This is a genomic window from Tardiphaga sp. GW822-FHT04G09 (assembly GCF_058800725.1).
Map to the genome: position 1 here is coordinate 13,151 of NZ_JBXAMO010000022.1, position 17,689 is coordinate 30,839.

General features: G+C 62.7%; 18 protein-coding genes. 10 read left to right on the top strand and 8 right to left on the bottom strand.

The window, feature by feature from the left end:
* Nucleotides 1-72: 72 nt before the first annotated feature.
* Nucleotides 73-1,206, bottom strand: a complete 1,134-nt coding sequence (locus AC1RLZ_RS26155; RefSeq protein ID WP_493191011.1) for a glycosyltransferase family 4 protein — start codon at nucleotides 1,204-1,206, stop codon at nucleotides 73-75.
* A 231-nt stretch (nucleotides 1,207-1,437) separates the two neighbouring features.
* On the opposite strand from AC1RLZ_RS26155, the gene AC1RLZ_RS26160 reads away from it, so the two are divergent.
* Nucleotides 1,438-3,759, top strand: a complete 2,322-nt coding sequence (locus tag AC1RLZ_RS26160) for a GumC family protein (protein ID WP_493191012.1) — start codon at nucleotides 1,438-1,440, stop codon at nucleotides 3,757-3,759.
* Nucleotides 3,760-3,811: 52 nt separating this feature from the next.
* Here the strand turns inward: AC1RLZ_RS26160 and AC1RLZ_RS26165 are convergent, their stop codons facing one another.
* Nucleotides 3,812-4,993 (bottom strand): GNAT family N-acetyltransferase, encoded by a 1,182-nt coding sequence (locus tag AC1RLZ_RS26165; RefSeq protein ID WP_493191013.1) that lies wholly within the window; start codon nucleotides 4,991-4,993, stop codon nucleotides 3,812-3,814.
* A 127-nt stretch (nucleotides 4,994-5,120) separates the two neighbouring features.
* Between AC1RLZ_RS26165 and AC1RLZ_RS26170 the strand changes: the two genes are divergently transcribed.
* Nucleotides 5,121-6,158, top strand: a complete 1,038-nt coding sequence (locus tag AC1RLZ_RS26170; RefSeq protein WP_493191014.1) for a polysaccharide deacetylase family protein — start codon at nucleotides 5,121-5,123, stop codon at nucleotides 6,156-6,158.
* Nucleotides 6,159-6,261: 103 nt separating this feature from the next.
* On the opposite strand, the gene AC1RLZ_RS26175 is transcribed toward AC1RLZ_RS26170, so the two are convergent.
* Nucleotides 6,262-6,483 (bottom strand): DUF2842 domain-containing protein, encoded by a 222-nt coding sequence (locus tag AC1RLZ_RS26175; RefSeq protein WP_493191015.1) that lies wholly within the window; start codon nucleotides 6,481-6,483, stop codon nucleotides 6,262-6,264.
* Nucleotides 6,484-6,636: 153 nt separating this feature from the next.
* On the opposite strand from AC1RLZ_RS26175, the gene AC1RLZ_RS26180 reads away from it, so the two are divergent.
* The gene (locus AC1RLZ_RS26180; protein ID WP_493191016.1) at nucleotides 6,637-7,728 is read left to right on the top strand and encodes a COX15/CtaA family protein; all 1,092 of its coding nucleotides are present in this window, start codon (nucleotides 6,637-6,639) and stop codon (nucleotides 7,726-7,728) included.
* Between the two features lie 26 nt (nucleotides 7,729-7,754).
* On the opposite strand, the gene AC1RLZ_RS26185 is transcribed toward AC1RLZ_RS26180, so the two are convergent.
* Nucleotides 7,755-8,567 carry a class I SAM-dependent methyltransferase gene (locus AC1RLZ_RS26185; protein WP_493191017.1) on the bottom strand — a complete coding sequence of 271 codons (813 nt, stop codon included), beginning with the start codon at nucleotides 8,565-8,567 and terminating at the stop codon, nucleotides 7,755-7,757.
* A 219-nt stretch (nucleotides 8,568-8,786) separates the two neighbouring features.
* On the opposite strand from AC1RLZ_RS26185, the gene AC1RLZ_RS26190 reads away from it, so the two are divergent.
* Complete coding sequence (locus AC1RLZ_RS26190) at nucleotides 8,787-9,596, top strand: FTR1 family iron permease (protein WP_493191018.1); 810 nt, start codon at nucleotides 8,787-8,789, stop codon at nucleotides 9,594-9,596.
* Nucleotides 9,597-9,658: 62 nt separating this feature from the next.
* Here the strand turns inward: AC1RLZ_RS26190 and AC1RLZ_RS26195 are convergent, their stop codons facing one another.
* The 3 genes from AC1RLZ_RS26195 to AC1RLZ_RS26205 form a co-directional block, all read right to left on the bottom strand.
* Nucleotides 9,659-10,939 (bottom strand): O-acetylhomoserine aminocarboxypropyltransferase, encoded by a 1,281-nt coding sequence (locus tag AC1RLZ_RS26195; protein WP_493191019.1) that lies wholly within the window; start codon nucleotides 10,937-10,939, stop codon nucleotides 9,659-9,661.
* Between the two features lie 161 nt (nucleotides 10,940-11,100).
* Nucleotides 11,101-11,697: a CoA-binding protein gene (locus AC1RLZ_RS26200; protein ID WP_493191020.1), complete on the bottom strand. Its 597-nt coding sequence runs from the start codon at nucleotides 11,695-11,697 to the stop codon at nucleotides 11,101-11,103.
* A gap of 125 nt (nucleotides 11,698-11,822) precedes the next feature.
* Entirely contained in the window at nucleotides 11,823-12,644 is an 822-nt protein-coding gene (locus AC1RLZ_RS26205; protein ID WP_493191021.1) for an enoyl-CoA hydratase, read from the bottom strand.
* Between the two features lie 76 nt (nucleotides 12,645-12,720).
* On the opposite strand from AC1RLZ_RS26205, the gene AC1RLZ_RS26210 reads away from it, so the two are divergent.
* The 6 genes from AC1RLZ_RS26210 (at nucleotide 12,721) to AC1RLZ_RS26235 (ending at nucleotide 16,382) form a co-directional block, all read left to right on the top strand.
* Nucleotides 12,721-13,152 (top strand): PaaI family thioesterase, encoded by a 432-nt coding sequence (locus AC1RLZ_RS26210; protein WP_371423652.1) that lies wholly within the window; start codon nucleotides 12,721-12,723, stop codon nucleotides 13,150-13,152.
* A 151-nt stretch (nucleotides 13,153-13,303) separates the two neighbouring features.
* Nucleotides 13,304-13,768, top strand: a complete 465-nt coding sequence (rplM, locus tag AC1RLZ_RS26215) for a 50S ribosomal protein L13 (RefSeq protein ID WP_371423651.1) — start codon at nucleotides 13,304-13,306, stop codon at nucleotides 13,766-13,768.
* Nucleotides 13,768-14,244: a 30S ribosomal protein S9 gene (gene rpsI, locus AC1RLZ_RS26220; protein WP_371423650.1), complete on the top strand. Its 477-nt coding sequence runs from the start codon at nucleotides 13,768-13,770 to the stop codon at nucleotides 14,242-14,244. Before rplM ends, rpsI begins: the two co-directional genes overlap by 1 nt.
* A 245-nt stretch (nucleotides 14,245-14,489) precedes the next feature.
* On the top strand, nucleotides 14,490-15,734 hold the full coding sequence (locus AC1RLZ_RS26225; RefSeq protein ID WP_493191022.1) for a GGDEF domain-containing protein: 1,245 nt from the start codon (nucleotides 14,490-14,492) through the stop codon (nucleotides 15,732-15,734).
* A gap of 36 nt (nucleotides 15,735-15,770) precedes the next feature.
* Nucleotides 15,771-16,007, top strand: a complete 237-nt coding sequence (locus tag AC1RLZ_RS26230; RefSeq protein WP_493191023.1) for a hypothetical protein — start codon at nucleotides 15,771-15,773, stop codon at nucleotides 16,005-16,007.
* 78 nt (nucleotides 16,008-16,085) lie between these two features.
* Nucleotides 16,086-16,382 carry an antibiotic biosynthesis monooxygenase family protein gene (locus tag AC1RLZ_RS26235; protein ID WP_092142187.1) on the top strand — a complete coding sequence of 99 codons (297 nt, stop codon included), beginning with the start codon at nucleotides 16,086-16,088 and terminating at the stop codon, nucleotides 16,380-16,382.
* A 140-nt stretch (nucleotides 16,383-16,522) separates the two neighbouring features.
* Here AC1RLZ_RS26235 and AC1RLZ_RS26240 read toward each other — a convergent pair whose 3' ends face one another.
* Nucleotides 16,523-17,662 (bottom strand): AI-2E family transporter, encoded by a 1,140-nt coding sequence (locus tag AC1RLZ_RS26240; RefSeq protein WP_493191024.1) that lies wholly within the window; start codon nucleotides 17,660-17,662, stop codon nucleotides 16,523-16,525.
* Between the last annotated feature and the right edge of the window lie 27 nt (nucleotides 17,663-17,689).

Consider the following 17,689-nt stretch of genomic DNA (forward strand, 5'->3'; position numbering starts at 1 on the left):
GCACGCCAAGCCTACCGCTTTTCGTGAGAATTAGCGGACAAATCGGAAGATTTGGTTACAGGTTAAGGAGAGTTAACGTTTCGCAAATGCGCTGCGGTAACCTTCTATGACTCCCGCGACCATCGCGTCCTGGGAGAAGTGTTCCGCGATACGCTCACGGAGTATTTGTGCGCGGGCGCGCGCAGCGGCGATGTCATCAAGAGCAGTTTTGATCGCCGCGGCCATGGCGTCGACATTGTTCGACGGGAACAGGGCCGATGTGTGGGATCCGAAGATTTCCGGAATGCCGCCCACATTGGCGGCGATCATCGGAATGCCCGCGGCCGCAGCCTCGATCACCACATAGGGCATCGAGTCGCCGCGCGATGGAACCACCAGCAGGCGTCCCTTGGAGAAGCCATAGCGCGGTTTGACATGACCGATGAAGCGCACCGCGTCGCCAAGGCCAAGGCGCTGGATCTGTGCCTTCAGCGCGTTGGTCTCTTCGCCGTCTCCGCCCAATGTCAGGGTGACGGGCTGGCCATCGGCACGCAGGCGCGCGACTGCATCGACCAGCAGATCCGCACCCTTGATGCGGCGGAATTCGCCGACATAGCAGATGTCGGTGGCGTCATCGGCGGGCGCGACGGGATCGAATTCGCCCGAGGTCACGCCGTTGAACACGCATTTCACTAGGCCTGACGGCGTGCCGATCATGCGCTGATAGGTGTCGCGGGCGAAAGCGCTCTCGAACAGGAACAGTTCGGTGCGGTTCATCAGCGCGCGTTCGAGGCGGCTGTAGAACGCGCCTTTCGCGGTGTTTTGTGGGTAATGCAGTGAACCGCCATGCGGCGTGTAGATACGGATGACGGTGTTCGACTTTGCCTTCAGCCGCACGAAGGCGCCGGCCTTGGCGCCATGGCCGTGCAATACGTCAGGTTTCAACCGGCTGACGAGGCGCATGAACTGCATCCACACCAGCGCATCGCCCGGATGCGGCTCGCGATGGATCGGCAAGCGATAGGTGCCCAGTTTCAGGCGCGGCGCGATCTCGGCCAAGGCATCGTGCGCGCGGTCGCCGCCGGTGAGGCTGTCGGCGACGATGCCGACGTCATGGCCGCGATCGGCCTGGCCGTTGGCGACATCGATGATGTGGCGAAAGATGCCGCCGACCGGCGCGCGGACGGCATGCAGAATGCGAAGCGGCTTGTCCGAAGGTGCGCTCATGATCAGAATCGGCGTTCGCTGATGAGGAGGGGGTTGCCTGGCGCCCCGCGCGCATCGGAAAATCCCTGAAGCAATTGAATCTAATAAGAGGCTTCGTCGTTAAGAAACCGTGTGGACGCTGGATGCCGCTGCGACGTCCGGTATCAGCCTGCCAATTAACCGCGCGGCAACCTTAATCGTATTTAATCGATTCCGTTGAGTAGACGCAGTGGCGTTTTGGTGGGGTAGGCAATGCGTTTGGCATTCTGGCGTGCAGGCAAGGGCGATGCCTCGGTCGAGCGGGCCATCAAGGTCCCCCCGGCGCCCAAGCCGGTTCCGGCTCCCGAAAAGCCCGAGAAAAATTCCGGGGCAAATTCAGAGCGTGTGATCGCTGCGTCGGCACCTGATCTCGGCGATCTCGATCTGCGCGCGCTATGGCAGGCATTGCTGCGCAGGAGGATGTGGATTGTCGTCCCGACGCTGCTGGCGCTCGTCGGCTCGCTCGTGATCGTCAACGTGATCACGCCGCGCTACAAATCCGAAGCGCGCATTCTCATCGACGGTCGTGAAAACATCTTCCTGCGGCCGAATGGCGAGCGCAACGAAGAGCGGACATCGCTCGATGCAGAAGCCGTGACCAGCCAGGTGCAGCTCGTGCTGTCGCGCGATCTCGCCCGCGAGATTATCAAGAAGAACAAACTGGCCGAGCGCCCCGAATTCGATCCGGTGCTGCAGGGCGCCCAGCCGTGGAAGTCGCTGCTGGGCCTGCTGGGCATCGGCCGTGATCCGTTTTCCATGACGCCGGAAGAGCGCGTGCTCGATGCCTATTACGAGCGTCTGACCGCCTATGCGGTCGACAAGTCGCGCGTCATCGTCGTCGAATTCATGTCGCGCGATCCCGAGCTTGCCGCGCGCGTCGCCAATTCAATTGCCGACGGCTATCTGGTCATGCAGCAGAACGCCCGGCAGAATCAGGCCAAGGCTGCCGGGCAGTGGCTGTCCGGCGAGATCGACGACCTGCGCAAGAAGGTCAACGACGCGGAATCGCGCGCCGAGGATTTCCGCTCCAAGTCGAGCCTGTTCATCGGCACCAACAACACCTCGCTGTCGAACCAGCAGCTCGGCGAGATCAACAGCCAGCTCAACAATGCGCGGTCGCTGAAGTCGGATGCCGAATCCAAGGCGCGGCTGATCAAGGACATGCTGCAGACCGGCAAGCCGATCGAATTCTCCGAAGTGCTGAATTCCGACCTGATCCGCCGGCTGTCCGAACAGCGCGTGACGTTGCGCGCGCAGCTCGCCGAACAGTCCTCGACGCTGCTCGACAATCACCCGCGCATCAAGGAATTGCGCGCCCAGCTCGGCGATCTCGACAAACAGTTGCGTGACGAGGCCGCCAAGCTGTCGCGGACCTTCGAGAACGATGCCCGCATTGCCAGCGGACGTGTCGATGGCCTCACCAACAATCTCGAGCAATTGAAGCGCCAGGCCTCATCCAGCAACGGTCAGGATGTGCAGTTGCGTGCGCTGGAGCGTGAAGCCAAGGCGCAGCGCGATCTCCTGGAATCCTATCTGGCGAAATATCGCGAGGCGACGACGCGCGAGAACATCGATGCGGCACCGACCGATGGCCGCATCATCTCCCGCGCCATCGTGTCCAACACGCCCGCCTATCCGAAGAAGCTGCCGATCGTACTGATCGCAACACTGGCGACGCTGATGCTCACCGCGGGTGGGATCGTCACCTCTGAGCTGCTGCGCATGACGGCACCGCGCGGCGCGGCGCCGATGGTCCAGACCGCGCAGGCCCGCGTCACCGAGCCGGTGTTCAAGCCGTTCGTGAATGACGTGCCTGTTGCTGCGCCCGAGCCGCAGACCATCGTGGCACCGCCCATCGTGCCGGAGCCCGCGCCCGTTGCCGCGCCGCAGCCGGCGGTGCGTGACACCCATCCCGAATTGGCGGCTGGCGTGAGCGAAATCGAACAGCTGGCGCAGGAGTTTCGTGCGGCCGGCAAATCGGCGCGCAAGATCACAATTCTCGGCACCGGCCACAATGACAATATCGCGCTCACCGCGCTGACGCTGTCGCGCATCCTGTCGCGCGACGCGAAAGTCGTGCTGGTGGATCTGGCCTCGTCGTCGTCACCGACGCTTGAAGCTGTATCGAACGATCCGCGTGCCCCCGGACTGGCCGAGCTGATGCTGGGCGAGGCCTCGTTCGGACAGGTCATCACCAAGGACCGGATGTCCGGCCTGCATATGGTGGCGGCCGGCCGCGCCGGCGCCGACCGTTCACTGCTGCAGTCGCCGCGCCTGACCATGGCGCTCGATGCGCTGCTGCGCGTCTATGACCACGTGCTGCTGGATGCCGGCACGGCAGCCGATCTGCCGGCGGGGCTTCTGACCGACCACGCGCGCGCCGTGGTGGTGCCGGAAGCGACCATGAGCATGGACGCGCGCGAGATGATGGCCGAGCAGCTCAAGGCCGTCGGTTTCGCCGATGTGAAGATGCTGCGCTCTGCGCCGCCGGCGAGCGATCCGGTCGGGCCCGGCGGCCGCGTGTTTGCGGCGTGATACTTACGTTACCTCGCCCGCAAGCGGGGAGAGGTAAGAAAGACCGCGTCTCCTACCGCTGAAATGCGTGGCGCAGCATCTGTGCCATCTGCAGCAAAGCCGGGGTCTGCTTCACGATCCGCTTGGCATGGGCGAAGGATGACAGGCCCATGGCGCCAAGCTTGCCGCGTGTCGTGAGCGGCACGAAACTGTCGAAGATCGGTTCGTCGTCCTTGCAGAACATCCGCTTGTAGTCGTCGCCGCCGATGCCAAGATCCAGCGAGGTCACGCCGCGCTCGGCATAGGCATCGATGATGCTGCGCATCAGGATCAGGCCGGGGCTGTATTTCGCATTCTCCGACATGGTGTAGGTGTTGAACATCATCGAGAAGCGGTTGTCGTCGGCGACACCGGCGAACATCGCGATTACTTCCTCGTCGCAGACCAGCGCGTGGATATCGATGGTGTAGCCATCCGCGCGCGGCGTCGTGCAGGCCTGGCGGATAAAGGCTTCGACGCCGGGCTCGGCGAATACGTTGGGCAGGTTCTGCTCGGCCATGCGCAGCGGCTTGATGGCGAAGAAAGCGTCGAGCACGCGCTTGATCTCGGATTCGGATGTCGCATGCAGGTAGCGATAGCCGGGCAGGTTGCGGTATTTGCCTTCCTTGGTCTTCAGTCGCTTCCGGAATGAGCTGCTGACGCGATCAGTCGGCGCTTCTCCGAGCACCATCTTCAGCACAGGGCAATCATTGGTGGAGGCCTGGCTAGGCAGCAGCGCGAGCGGATTGTTGATGCCGATCCAGCTTTTGGGCTGACGGACCAGCGCGAGAACGTCGACGGTCTCGGAGTGTTGCTGGATACCCCGCAGCAGCGCGTCGATATCGGCTTTCGTGGCTTGCGCCGCGAAGTCGCGCCGGAACAGCGGCATGTTGAAAGTGACGTGCTTGCCGCCGAGATAGCCGGCGACGCGCATGCCGTTCTCGCGGCTGACCGCGAGCGGCAGCAGCAGCAGTGGCTGCTGCGCGGCATCATAGGCGACAACAATGAATGGTCGCAGGCCTTCCTGCGCGCCGATATGGGTCTGCCAGGCAGATTGAAAGTCAAAACGCTGATAGGGGGTGGAGAGCTGTTCGCGCGTCTCGAGGCTGCGCCACACCGGCTCGGCTGCGCTGAAATCGCTGATGACATCGACGCGTGCGATGCGGCTCACGGCTGCCATTGCCACAGGTGTTTCCATCACAGCAGCCATGGTCATCGCGATGCCTGTTTCAGATTTTGTTTAGATTTTCAGATTTGGGCCGACCTTTGCAAAGAAATGTCAACAAACAGTAATGACAATAGGCGACTGGCGAGAGGCATGACGCCGCTTGGGGGAAACTGCGGTGTCATACAAGAGCGGTTGGGGCGCGGCGCTCGGCTTTGAAGCCGCCTATCTCGGTGGCTTGCATCGCCTGCTGGAGCGCACGCATGGCGGCGCCGGTATCATCCTCAAATTCGAACGCGTGCGACCGCCCCGGCAGGACGCCTTCCAGCCGCTGAGATCCCACGAGATCACGCCGGGTTTTCTCGATCGCGCCATTCGCGCGCTGAAGCGCTGGCCGCTCGATATCGTCGGCATGGACGAAGCCTGTCGCCGCGCCAGCGCGCCGCGTGCGGGACGCCGCTTTGTCGCGTTGACATTCGATGGCGGCACGCGCGATTTCGTCGATTTCGCCTATCCGCTATTGGCCGCGCATGAGGTGCCATTCGCGGTCTATCTGCCGAGCGCCTTTGCCGACGGGCTTGGCGCCATGTGGTGGCTGGCGCTGGAGCAGGCGATCGCGACGCATGACCGGATCAGCCTGATCGTCGATCACGGGCAGCGGCATTTCGAAACGGCTTCGGTCGCCGACAAGTATCGCGCCTATTTCTATCTCGATAGCTGGATGCGGACACTGCCGCCGCACGAACTGGCCGTTGCGACGGATGATCTCTGCGGGCGCTACGCGGTCGATCTCGCGTCGCTGTCACGCCATGCGGCGTTGAGCTGGGACGACGTGGCGACTTTTGTGTCGAACCCGAAGGCGACCATCGGCAGCAGCACGGTGAATTATCCCGTCCTGGCCCATCTCGCCGATGCGGAGGCGCTGCGCGAGATCGCGATGGGGCAGGCAGTCGCGACATCCGCGCTGCCATATGAACCCCGGCACTTCGCTTATCCGTTCGGCGATGAGACCTCGTTCGACAGGCGTCACGTCGCCATGACGGCGCAGGCGGGCTTTGCCAGTGCCGTGACGTCGGTCCCCGGTGTCGTCAAGGCCAATGGCCCATCGGATGTCTATGCGCTGCCGCGGCTGGCCTGGGACGGCCGGCGGCAATCGCTGCGCGCCTTGCGGGTGATGGTATCCGGCGTGATGCTCGGCGCGGGGGCGCGGCGCTAGCCGTCGTCGGATGGTAGAGCGTCTTCGCGAAACCTATCGCCTTGCGCGACATGATGGGTTTCGTTCCGGCACTCCGCGCCTGCACCCTACCCATCCTACGATGTCAGCTGACGTCCTGCTCTGGATCGGCCTTGCCCATCCAGCTGATGATCGGCATCGCCGGCAGAACCCAGCCGAGGCCGGCGATCACGTAAAAGGCGGCCTGCAGCCAGCCATTATTGGCCAGCCACGGCGTCTGCGCCACGGTCATGCCGAGCAGTGACCACACGACCACGAGGATCAGCAGAAAGATGGTTCCGAAGAATTTGCGTGTGCGGATGGTCATGACGGAAATGTGCGGTCCAAAGTCGGCCTGGCATCGGGTTAGGCAAAGTGCCCAACTTTGCAGGCCTCTGCGGGCGGACTATAAGGGGCTCGAAATTTCATTCAAAGCGCTGATTTTGGCGCTGATTTCGCCGCTGTTCCCGAGACCCTTGCAATGACCGCTCCGTCCCGAACCCGCCACAAGGAATTACGCCCGGTGCGCTGGTGGCTGATCGCCGTGGCCGCCATGATCGTGGCGATGGTGCTGGTCGGCGGCGCGACGCGGCTCACCGAATCCGGCCTGTCGATCGTGGAGTGGAAGCCGGTGACGGGCGCGATCCCGCCGCTGGATGAATCGCACTGGATCGCGGCCTTCGAGGCCTACAAGCAGATCCCGCAATATCGCGAACTCAATGCCGGCATGACGCTTCATGAGTTCAAGACCATCTTCTGGTGGGAATGGAGCCATCGTCTGCTCGGCCGCGTCATCGGCATGGTGTTCCTGCTGCCGTTCCTCTGGTTCCTGTGGCGCGGCATCCTGACTTCGGAATTGAAGAAGCGGCTGTGGGTGATCTTCGGCCTCGGTGGCCTGCAGGGTGCCGTCGGCTGGTGGATGGTGGCGTCGGGCCTGACCAAGCGCATCGAGGTCTCGCAATATCGTCTCGCCGCGCATCTGATGCTGGCGCTGATCATCTTCGCCGCCATCGTCTGGACGCTGCGGCGATTGAGCGATCATGCGCCGGTGCTGGCGGCTAGCCGGTTGCGGGTCACAAGTTGGGTGCTGCTGGGGCTGACCTTCCTGCAGCTCTATTTCGGCGCGCTGGTCGCGGGGCTGCGCGCCGGCCGCGTGTTCAACACCTGGCCGGAGATCGACGGCGCGCTGATCCCGTCCGCCTCACGGTTGTTCTTCGAGGACCCGTGGTGGCGCAACATGTTCGACAACACGCTGACGGTTCAGTTCCAGCATCGCATGACCGCCTATGTGTTGTTCGCACTGGCGATCTGGCATGTGGTCGATGCGATCCGCGCGCGGGCAGGGGCACAGGTTGTCAACGGCGCGCTGTGGCTGGCGGCTTCGATCATGGTGCAGGCGGCGCTCGGCATTCTCACGCTGCTGCATCAGGTGCCCATCGATCTGGCGCTGACCCATCAGGCGGTCGCCATCGTGGTACTGACCCTGGCGATCCTGCAGGTGGAGCGGATGAAGCCGCGCGGGGCGGCGTTGACGGACCGTCAGCTCGACCTCGCGGTCGGCAAGGCTGCCTGACCACCGCGCACGAGACATCCTGATATTCAGGCTACAGCCATGATGACGTGCGCCTGAATCTTGGCTGCAATCTCGGCGCGGCCATGTCTGTCGGCAATCGCGGACGCGACATAGTCGGTTGCGGATTCCAGGCTTCCTGCATCCCTGGCCTCGATTTCGGTGCGAAGAAGAGTTCCCTGGCAATAGGCAACGGCCGGAAGGCGAGGCGATGATGCACGGCTTTGTTCGGCCCTCGTCTCGATCACCACATGGGAGAAACCTGCGCCCTCCAGCTCGCGACGGATCAGCGCCGTATCGTGATAGCCGTGCGGCGTGCGTGCCAGAAAGCGCGGCGGATCGCCCGGAAAAATCCTTGCGAGCGCATTCGTCACATCATCCGCAAATACATTCTCCTCGATGCGATCCCAGACGCTGAATAAAAAATGTCCTCCGGGCTTCAGGACGCGCCTCGCTTCGCGGTAGCCAGATGTGCGGTCGGGAAAGAACATCGCGCCGAACTGGCAGCAAACGAGATCGAAGGCTGAATTTTCAAACGGCAACGCCAGAGCATCCGCCTGCTGCCATGTGATGCGCGTGTCGGGAGGTTGTCGCGACGCCGCGTAGTCGATCATCGGCTGGTTCAGGTCGGTTACGACATAGCTTGCGCCCTGGGGCAATTCCGGCGCCAGGGCGCGGGTGACAACCCCGCTGCCCGCGGCGGTTTCCAGAACGGCGGCTGGTGACAAGGACGCTGCGCGTCGTGCAAGATCCGCGGCATATGGCTCGAAAATCAACGGCACCATATAGCGGTCGTAATTTTCCGGAATCCGGCCGGCGAACACCTTGTCGGTTTCCAACATGGCCTGTCACCCGTCATCACGTTTGCTGCTCCAATGACTACCACATGATTGTTGGCTGCGGGGCATTTTCGACGGATTCAGAGGTTGTGGCCGGCGGCGCACCAACACGTCCGCACCCTAGAACGATTGTAACGGAGTTGACGCAGTCGTGTGGCGGCGCGGCTTTCGCTGATGCGCGCCGCGCAATAGATACGGCACAGCACCACACAGGGTTGGGTCATGTCGTCCGCATTCATTCAGGCTGCCGTCATTCTGCTGCGCGAGGGGCTCGAGGCCATGCTCGTGATTGCGGCGCTGGCCGGCTATCTCCGCAAGTCCGGCGGCGGCCACCGCGTGACCGCACTCTATATGGGTGCGCTGGCGGCGATCCTCGCCAGCCTGATCGCGGCCTGGGCGTTCGCGGTGTTCAATTCCGGCGATCACAGCGATGTCTTCGAGGCCATCGTCATCCTGTTTGCCGCGGGGTTGATGCTCTATGTCAGCGGCTGGCTGATGGTGAAGCAGGATCCGCGCGGCTGGCAGGATTATCTGGCGGCGAAGGCGGATCATGCCTTGGCGCAGGATACGGGTCTCGCCGTCGCAATGCTGGCATTCCTCGCGGTGTTTCGCGAAGGCGCCGAGACCGTGTTGTTCATCAACACACTGGCCACCACCGAAGGCGGCTGGAGCATCGCATTGTTCGGCGGTCTGGCGGCGGCGACGGCCGGCCTCGTCGTGCTGTTTTACTTCATCAACATGATCGCCCGGCGGATTCCGCTGCGGCCGCTGTTCATCATCACCTCGGCCTTCCTGTTCGTGATGGGCATCAAGTTCATCGGCGAAGCCATCCAGGAATTCCAGGAACAGGCGATGATTCCGGTCACCGACGCGCCGGGCAGCGCATTCCTGACGGCGATCGGCTTCAATCCGACGCTGGAAGCGCTATCGATCCAGTTGCTGGTGGTGCTGTTCGCGCTGGCGACCTATTCGGTGTTCCAGCGCAACGCGCGTCTGATCCGCGAAGCGAAAGCGATGCGCGGTCGGGCCTAGCGCTTCGTAATCTCTCCCCGCCTAGCGAAGCTTTGCTTCGCCTGGCGGGGCGAGGGAAGAACTTACGCGTTCAGCGCCTGTTCGAGATCCGCGATCAGATCTTCCTTGTCCTCGATGCCGATGGACAGGCGCACCACGTCCGGGCCGGCGCCGGAGCGCGTCTTGGCGTCGTCGTCGAGCTGGCTGTGGGTGGTCGAGGCCGGGTGGATCACCAGCGAGCGGGTATCGCCGACATTGGCCAGATGCGAGAACAGCTTCAGGTTCGACACAAGACTCACGCCGGCGTCATAGCCACCCTTCAGGCTGAAGGTGAACACGGCGCCTGCGCCCTTCGGCGCGTATTTGCGGGCGAGGGCGTGATAGCGGTTATCCGACAGGCCGGCATAGTTCACTGCGGCCACTTTCGGATGCGCCGACAGCCATTCGGCGATGGACTTGGCGTTTTCGCAATGGCGCGCCATGCGCAGCGGCAGCGTTTCGATGCCGGTCAGGAGCATGAAGGCGTTGAACGGCGATAGTGCCGGGCCGAGGTCGCGGAGGCCAAGCACGCGGCAGGCGATGGCGAAAGCGAAGTTGCCGAACGTCTCCTGCAGCTTGATGCCGTGATATTCCGGACGCGGCTCTGACAGCATCGGATACTTGTTGTCCTTCGACCAGTCGAAGGTGCCGGCATCGACAATGATGCCGCCGAGCGAATTGCCGTGGCCGCCGAGAAACTTGGTCAGCGAGTGCACGACAATGTCGGCGCCGTGGTCGATGGGGCGGATCAGATAGGGCGTCGCCAGCGTGTTATCGACGATCAGCGGTACGCCCGCTTTGCGGGCCACGGCCGAGATCGCCTCGATATCGGTGATCGAACCACCGGGATTGGCAATGGACTCGATGAAGATCGCCTTGGTCTGCGGCGTCACTGCCCGTTCGAATGTCGCGATATCATCGCTGTCGGCCCACACCACGTTCCAGCCGAAGCTCTTGAAAGCGTGGCTGAACTGGTTGATCGAGCCGCCATAGAGCTTTCGCGAGGCGATGAATTCGTCGCCGGGCTTCAGCAACTGTTGAAACACCACCACCTGCGCAGCATGGCCGGAGGCGACGGCGAGGGCTGCAGTGCCACCTTCGAGTGCTGCGACGCGTTCCTCGAGCACGGCGGTCGTCGGATTGGTGATGCGGGTATAGATATTGCCGAACGACTGCAGGCCGAACAGCGAGGCCGCATGATCGCTGTCGTTGAAGACGAAGGATGTGGTCTGGTAGATCGGCGTCGCACGCGCGCCGGTGGTCGGGTCGGGCTGCGCCCCGGCATGGACGGCGAGGGTGCCGAAGCCTGGAATACGATCGTTCATCTTGTCTCCTTAGCGCTTGCCCTGTCGAATAGTCGGTTTGTTGGCGCCAACCTGATGGCGCGCAGCGCCGCCGTCAAGGCGAGGCGGCATTTTGCCCCGACTTCGCAACAGCCATGCTGCGCTGTGTCATTTCAAGGGAAATAAAATCGCGAAACCTGCGATCAGGCGGTGTCGTTCTTGTCTTTGTTGTTTTCCTGCGCGGCGCGATCGGCCGCAGTGGTGCTGCCACCGCCGACGCTGCTGCGATTGAGCGACAGCCGCATGCCCTGGGTTGGGATCGGTGCGCGCCTGGAGCTGAGCGTGCGTGAATTGACACCCATCCACTGAATCTCCGACGACAGCCGGCCATATTCAATCTTCGGGCAGCGGTTCATCACCACCTTGATGCCCGCGGCCTCGAGCTTGGCGGCAGCTTCATCGTGGCGCACGCCGAGCTGCAGCCAGACGACCTTGGGCAGCGGATTGAGCGTCAGCGCGATATCGACGATCGGCATCACATGCTCGGCGCTGCGGAAAATGTCGATCATGTCGATCGGGCGGCCGATCTCCTGCAGCGATGCGACGAACGGCTTGTTCAGCAGGCTCTTGCCGACCTGGCCCGGATTGATCGGGATCATGTCGTAGCCGCGTTCGGCGAGATACTTGAACACGAAATAGCTCGGCCGCACGTTTTGCGGGGAGGCACCGACCATCGCGACGGTTTTGACGGTGTTGAGGATCTCGCGGATATAGGCGTCGTTGTAGCTGTCGTGGTTCATTCCGAATTTCCAAACTGCAGAGCCGTAGGATGGGTAGAGCGCAGCGAACCCCATCAAATCCACATGCGAGATGGCTGATGGGTTTCGCTACGGCGCCAGACGCCTGCGCTCTACCCATCCTGCGATCATCGATCTTCCCACTTCGGCTCGCGCTTTGCGATGAACGCGCCGATCCCTTCCTCAGCGTCGCGCGCCATCATGTTCTCGGTCATCACTTCGGCGGCGAAGCGATAGGCATCCGCGAGGTTCATCTCGGCCTGGCGATAGAACGCTTCCTTGCCGATCTTCACCGTATGCGCCGACTTGCGCGCGATCTGCTGCGCCAGTGCGATCGCTGCATCGCGTTCGGTGCCGGCGGGGACGACGCGATTGACCAGGCCGATCTCGCGCGCGCGTTCTGCCGAGATGGGCTCGCCGGTGAGCAGCATCTCCATCGCCTGCTTGCGCGATACGTTGCGCGACAGCGCCACCATGGGGGTCGAGCAGAACAGGCCGATATCGACGCCGGGCGTCGCGAATTTGGCTTGCTCGGAGGCGATGGCGAGATCGCAGCTCGCCACGAGCTGGCAGCCTGCGGCAGTGGCAACGCCTTGCACCGCTGCGATCACCGGCTTCGGCAGCCGCACGACGGCCTGCATCATGGCGCTGCAGATGGTCATCATATGCGCGAAATAGGCGCGGCCGCGGTCGGCATCGGCGCGGCGCGCGGTGAGTTCTTTCAGGTCGTGCCCGGCGGAGAAGACCGAGCCGTTGGCGGCGATCACCACGGCACGCACGGCTTTGTCACTGGCAATGTCGTCCAAGGCGGCGTGCAACTCGCCGATCAGGCCTTCGGACAGGCTGTTGCGGGCGGCCGGGCGGTTCAGCGTCAATACGCCGATGTTGCCGACCGTCTCACGCAGGAGAATGGATGGTTGCGCTGTTTCCGCGCGTGCTGGTTGAACCATGACTTGAGATTCCATCGCTGGGCAGGACCGTCACCATATTGTAACAGGACGGCACAAGCGAGAGCAGGGTAGAGACATGGCGACTGCGAAAATGAGCGTGGCTGAACTCGAGTCGTTTCTGAAACGCGAGTTCCCGCAGGCCTTTGGCGCCGGCGATATTGCGATTGAAAGCGCTGACGGTACCACGTGCCTGCTGCGCCAGACCTATGGCGAGCGCATGCTGCGCCCGGGCGGAACTGTGTCGGGCCCGACCCTGATGGCTCTGGCCGATTTCGCCATGTATGTCGTGCTGCTATCGGCGATCGGCCCCGTGGGCCTCGCGGTGACCACCAGCCTGAACATCAATTTCCTGCGCAAGGGCCTGCCGGGGCAGGATGTGCTGGCGGCCGCCAAGCTCTTGAAGCTCGGAAAACGCCTCGCAGTAGGGGAAGTGACCCTGTTATCAGGCACTTCGGCCGATCCGATCGCCCATGTGACGTCGACCTATTCCATTCCGAACGTTGGGTAATTCCAAGGGTATTATAGAACCATAATTATAACGCGATGATTTAGCTGGCGAATTTAGCCATCTTTGGCATTGACGGAATCCGGTTGTCTATCTAGAAACGCCCTCAGTTCGGCGGATCACCGCCGATATCCCCTTTTCATGGATATTCACAATGAAGACGTTTTCGGCAAAGCCCGCCGAGATCACGAAGAAGTGGATCGTCATCGACGCCACTGGTCTCGTGGTGGGCCGGCTGGCCACGCTGGTCGCAATGCGGCTGCGCGGCAAGCACCTCCCGACCTATACCCCGCATGTCGATTGCGGCGACCATGTCATCATCGTCAACGCGGACAAGGTGGTGTTCACCGGTCGCAAGCGTGAAGACAAGGTCTATTACAACCACACCGGCTTCATCGGCGGCATCAAGGAAAAGACTGCGAAGTCGATCCTCGAAGGTCGTTTCCCGGAGCGCGTTGTCGAGAAGGCTGTCGAGCGCATGATCCCGCGCGGTCCGCTCGGTCGCGTCCAGTTCGGCAATCTGCGTGTTTACGCCGGCGCCGAGCATCCGCATGAGGCCCAGCAACCAGAAGCGCTCGACGTTGGCGCGTTGAACCGCAAGAACAAGAGGGCCGCATAATGTCCGATACCATGCAGTCTCTCGACCAGCTGTCGTCGCTGAAGGTGTCCGCACCGGACGCGCCGCGTTACGAGAAGAAGGTCGACAAGCAGGGCCGCGCCTATGCCACCGGCAAGCGCAAGGACGCGGTTGCCCGCGTCTGGATCAAGCCGGGCGCCGGCAAGGTCGTCGTCAACACCCGTGAAGTCGAAGTGTACTTCGCACGTCCGGTGCTGCGCATGCTCATCCAGCAGCCGCTGGTCGCTGCAGCCCGTGCTGGCCAGTACGACGTGATCTGCACCGTTGCCGGCGGTGGTCTGTCCGGCCAGGCCGGTGCCGTGCGTCACGGCATCTCCAAGGCTCTGACGAACTTCGAACCGGATCTGCGCGGCGTCCTCAAGAAGGGCGGCTTCCTGACCCGCGACTCGCGTGTCGTCGAGCGCAAGAAGTACGGCAAGGCGAAAGCCCGCAAGTCCTTCCAGTTCTCGAAGCGCTAATTTCTGCTTCGATAAAATTTGCTGCAAATGCGGTGAATACAATTTTGAAAAGGGCGCCTTCGGGCGCCCTTTTTGCGTTCTGGTCCACCGCCGGATACTGACAGATTGACGCAGTTTTTCGAGAAAACTTGTGCGGGCGCGCAAACGGATTTCCAATCGGTACACTCCTATGTTCGATGATGGCGAAGAGGCCAGTCCGAATCATGATGGTTTGGAAATCTCGCAACAATTGCCGGTGCTCGAACATGTCGCTCGATTCTTCCACGCTCTATCTGGTCGCGACCCTGGTTGCAGCGATGTTGGGCGGGATGCTGCTGTTTTTCGGACGGCAGGAGAAAATTGCGGCCCTCAACTGGTGGGGGGTGGCTTACCTGCTCGGCGCCGTATCGGTCGCATTGTGGACACTTGCCTCGTCGCTCCTGGGTGAGATGCTGTCGCTGGCATTCAATGCCGTGGGCTTTGTCGCTTGCGGCATGGTGTGGAACGCCGCACGCGTGTTCCATGGCCGCAGCCCCAGCTGGGCCGGCCTGTTTCTCGGCGCTGTCGCCTGGATCGCTGTCATCGTCACGCTGCCGGCCGAGGCCGCCTCGCTGCGCATGACCATCGGCGCCGGCATCGTGGCGCTTTATGCGATGCTGACGGCGCATGAGTTGTGGAACGAACGTCGCAAGGCGGTGCAACGGCGCTGGCCGACCATCCTGGTGCCGATGCTGCACGGCTTCGTCCTGATGCTGCCGATCCTGCTCGGCGATTTCCTGCATCCGGATCACAGTAGTTTCGGCAGCAGCATCTGGGTCACGGCCTTCGCCATCGAGCTCGTGCTCTATGCGGTCGGCACGGTGTTCCTGATCTTCATGCTGGTCTCCGAGCGCGCGGTGACGGCGCATAAGGTCGCCGCCTCCTGCGATCCGCTCACCGGCCTGTTCAACCGCCGCGGCTTCTCCGAGGCTACGGCGCGGATGATCGAGCGCGAGGCGAAAGCCGGGCGGCCGGTCACGGTCATGATCTTCGACATCGACCACTTCAAGTCGATCAACGATCGTTTCGGCCATCCCGCCGGCGACGAGGTGCTGAAACTGTTCGCCACGGTCATCACCCATACACTGCGGATCACCGATCTGTCGGGCCGCATCGGCGGCGAGGAGTTTGCAGCGATGTTGCCCTGCAGCCTGGACGAGGCGATGCAGGCGGCCGAGCGCGTGCGCGAGGCGTTTGCGACCTGCGGCATCCAGGTCGACGAGGCGCCGGTGGCGACCACCGTGAGTATCGGCGTCGCTGGCGGACCGGCCGGCACTGAACTCGACGTCCTGCTGGCTGCCGCGGACACTGCGCTCTACCAGGCCAAGCGCAGCGGACGTAACCGCGTGCAGGCCGCGGAAGAAGAACCGCTGTCGCTGGAGCAGGGGCGCCGCGCTGCGGTGATCGGGCAAACGGCGAAGCCGAGCGTCGTGCGGGCTGCGGTCACGATGACGGCAAGCGGCGTGCGATAAAGGATCCGTTTACCATTCGATCCCTATGGTCATCGCATGATGACCTCGCGTGACTCGACCTCGACTACAGCCCTGATGTCGCTTGAAGCGGCTGCTGCTTCGGCCCGTGCGGGCTTTGCCTGCATGTTTTCGAGTTCGGACGAATACGAGACCGCGCTGATCACCGAGCGTCGTGCGCAGGGGCGCTATGGCGCGCAACACAGCAAACTGCCGGTGATCGCTTTCATCGGCTGCTGCGTCATGGTCGTCGGCACGGTCTTGCTGTTCGTCTGATCACGTCTTCGCGCCGCCTTCACCGAACCCCGACTTTGCGGTAAAGACACCGACCGCAAAACAAAGGGTCGGGAAACCATGATCACTGAAATCGCACAGATCGACGTCAAGCCGGGCACCGAGAAGGATTTCGAGGCGGCCGTCGCCAAGGCGAAGCCGCTGTTCCTCCGCGCCAAGGGCGGCAAGGGTTTTGAGCTGCACAAGTCGGTCGAGATGCCGTCGCGCTACCGTCTTGTCGCCAAGTGGGAAACGCTTGAAAACCACACCGTCGATTTCCGTGGTTCGCCCGATTTCGCCGAATGGCGCGCGCTGGTGGGCCCGTATTTCGAAACGCCGCCTTATGTCGAGCACACCGAAACCGTACTGACCACGTAGGGGTAACCCAAACTCAGGCCCTCATGGTGAGGAGGCGCTTCTTCAGCGCCGCCTCGAACCATGAGCTGACTTGGCTCGAAGCCTGTGGCCATCCTTCGAGACGCGCGCCTTCGGCGCGCTCCTCGGGATGAGGGATCAGGTTACGCCGCCATCGCCTGATCCTGCGCAGAGGCTTCGTCCTCTTCACGCATGAAGTCGATGACGACCTTGACGATCGCCAGCACCGGCAGCGCCAGTGCGAGGCCCCAGACGCCGAATACCACGCCGAGCAGGATCTGGAATGCGAACAGCGTGGCCGGCGGAATGTCCAGCGCCTGCCGCTGCAGGATGGGCGTCAGGATGTAGCTCTCCAGCGCATGCACGCCCATGAACAGCGCAAAGGCTGATGCGGCGGCGACCCAGCCCGAGGCGAGGCTGGCGAGCACCACGATCAGGCCGCCGAGCAGGGCGCCGACGGTGGGAATGAAGGCGAGCAGGCCGGCCTGAACGCCGAGAATGAAGGCGCTGGGAATCCCGATCAGCTTCAGCCCGATCCAGGTGATGGCGCCGACGACGACCATGGTGATCATCTGCGCGATCAGCCAGCGCTGCAGTGTGTCGCTGATGCGATCGACGATGACCGTCATCGGCCCGCGACGTTTCGGCGGGGTCAGGTGCAACAGCCCTTTGCGGTAAACGCTGGGCTGTGCGGCAAACGATAATCCCAAAAACAGCACGATGAAGAAGTTGCCGACCGCGCCGACGGTACCGAGCAGGATTTTCAGTGTCTGGCTGACGATGGCGCCGCCTGATGATGCGATGGCGCCGGCGCTCGGAAGGCCGCTGCCGGATTTCGGCGTTGAGGTGGCGGGCGACGTGCCGGGCTCGGCAGGCGTATCCGACGTGATGCTGTTGAAATCGAAATAGCTGGTGTCGACGCCGTGCTGCTCGAGATAGGTCTTTACGTTGACGACCTGTGACTTGAGGGTGCCGGACAGCGTCTTCGCCTGATTGGCGATGGTGGATCCGCCGAGATACATCACGCCGACCAGCATGCCGGCGAGCACGATGCAGACCATTGCGAGCCGCATTGGATGCGGGCCGCCCATGAAGCGCCCGAATAATCCCGTCAGCGCATTGAGGGCTACGCCGAGCAGGACGCCTGCAAAGATCAGGAATAGCGTTCCCGAGAAGTACCAGGCGAAGCCTATGAGGATCGCGAAGGACACCGTGGCGATTCCGCCCGCCGTGATCGCCCACGCAAGGTCGCTACGCGTCTGGACATTGGCTTCTGCGGGCACGGTGAATCCCCTGGATCGATTGGACTT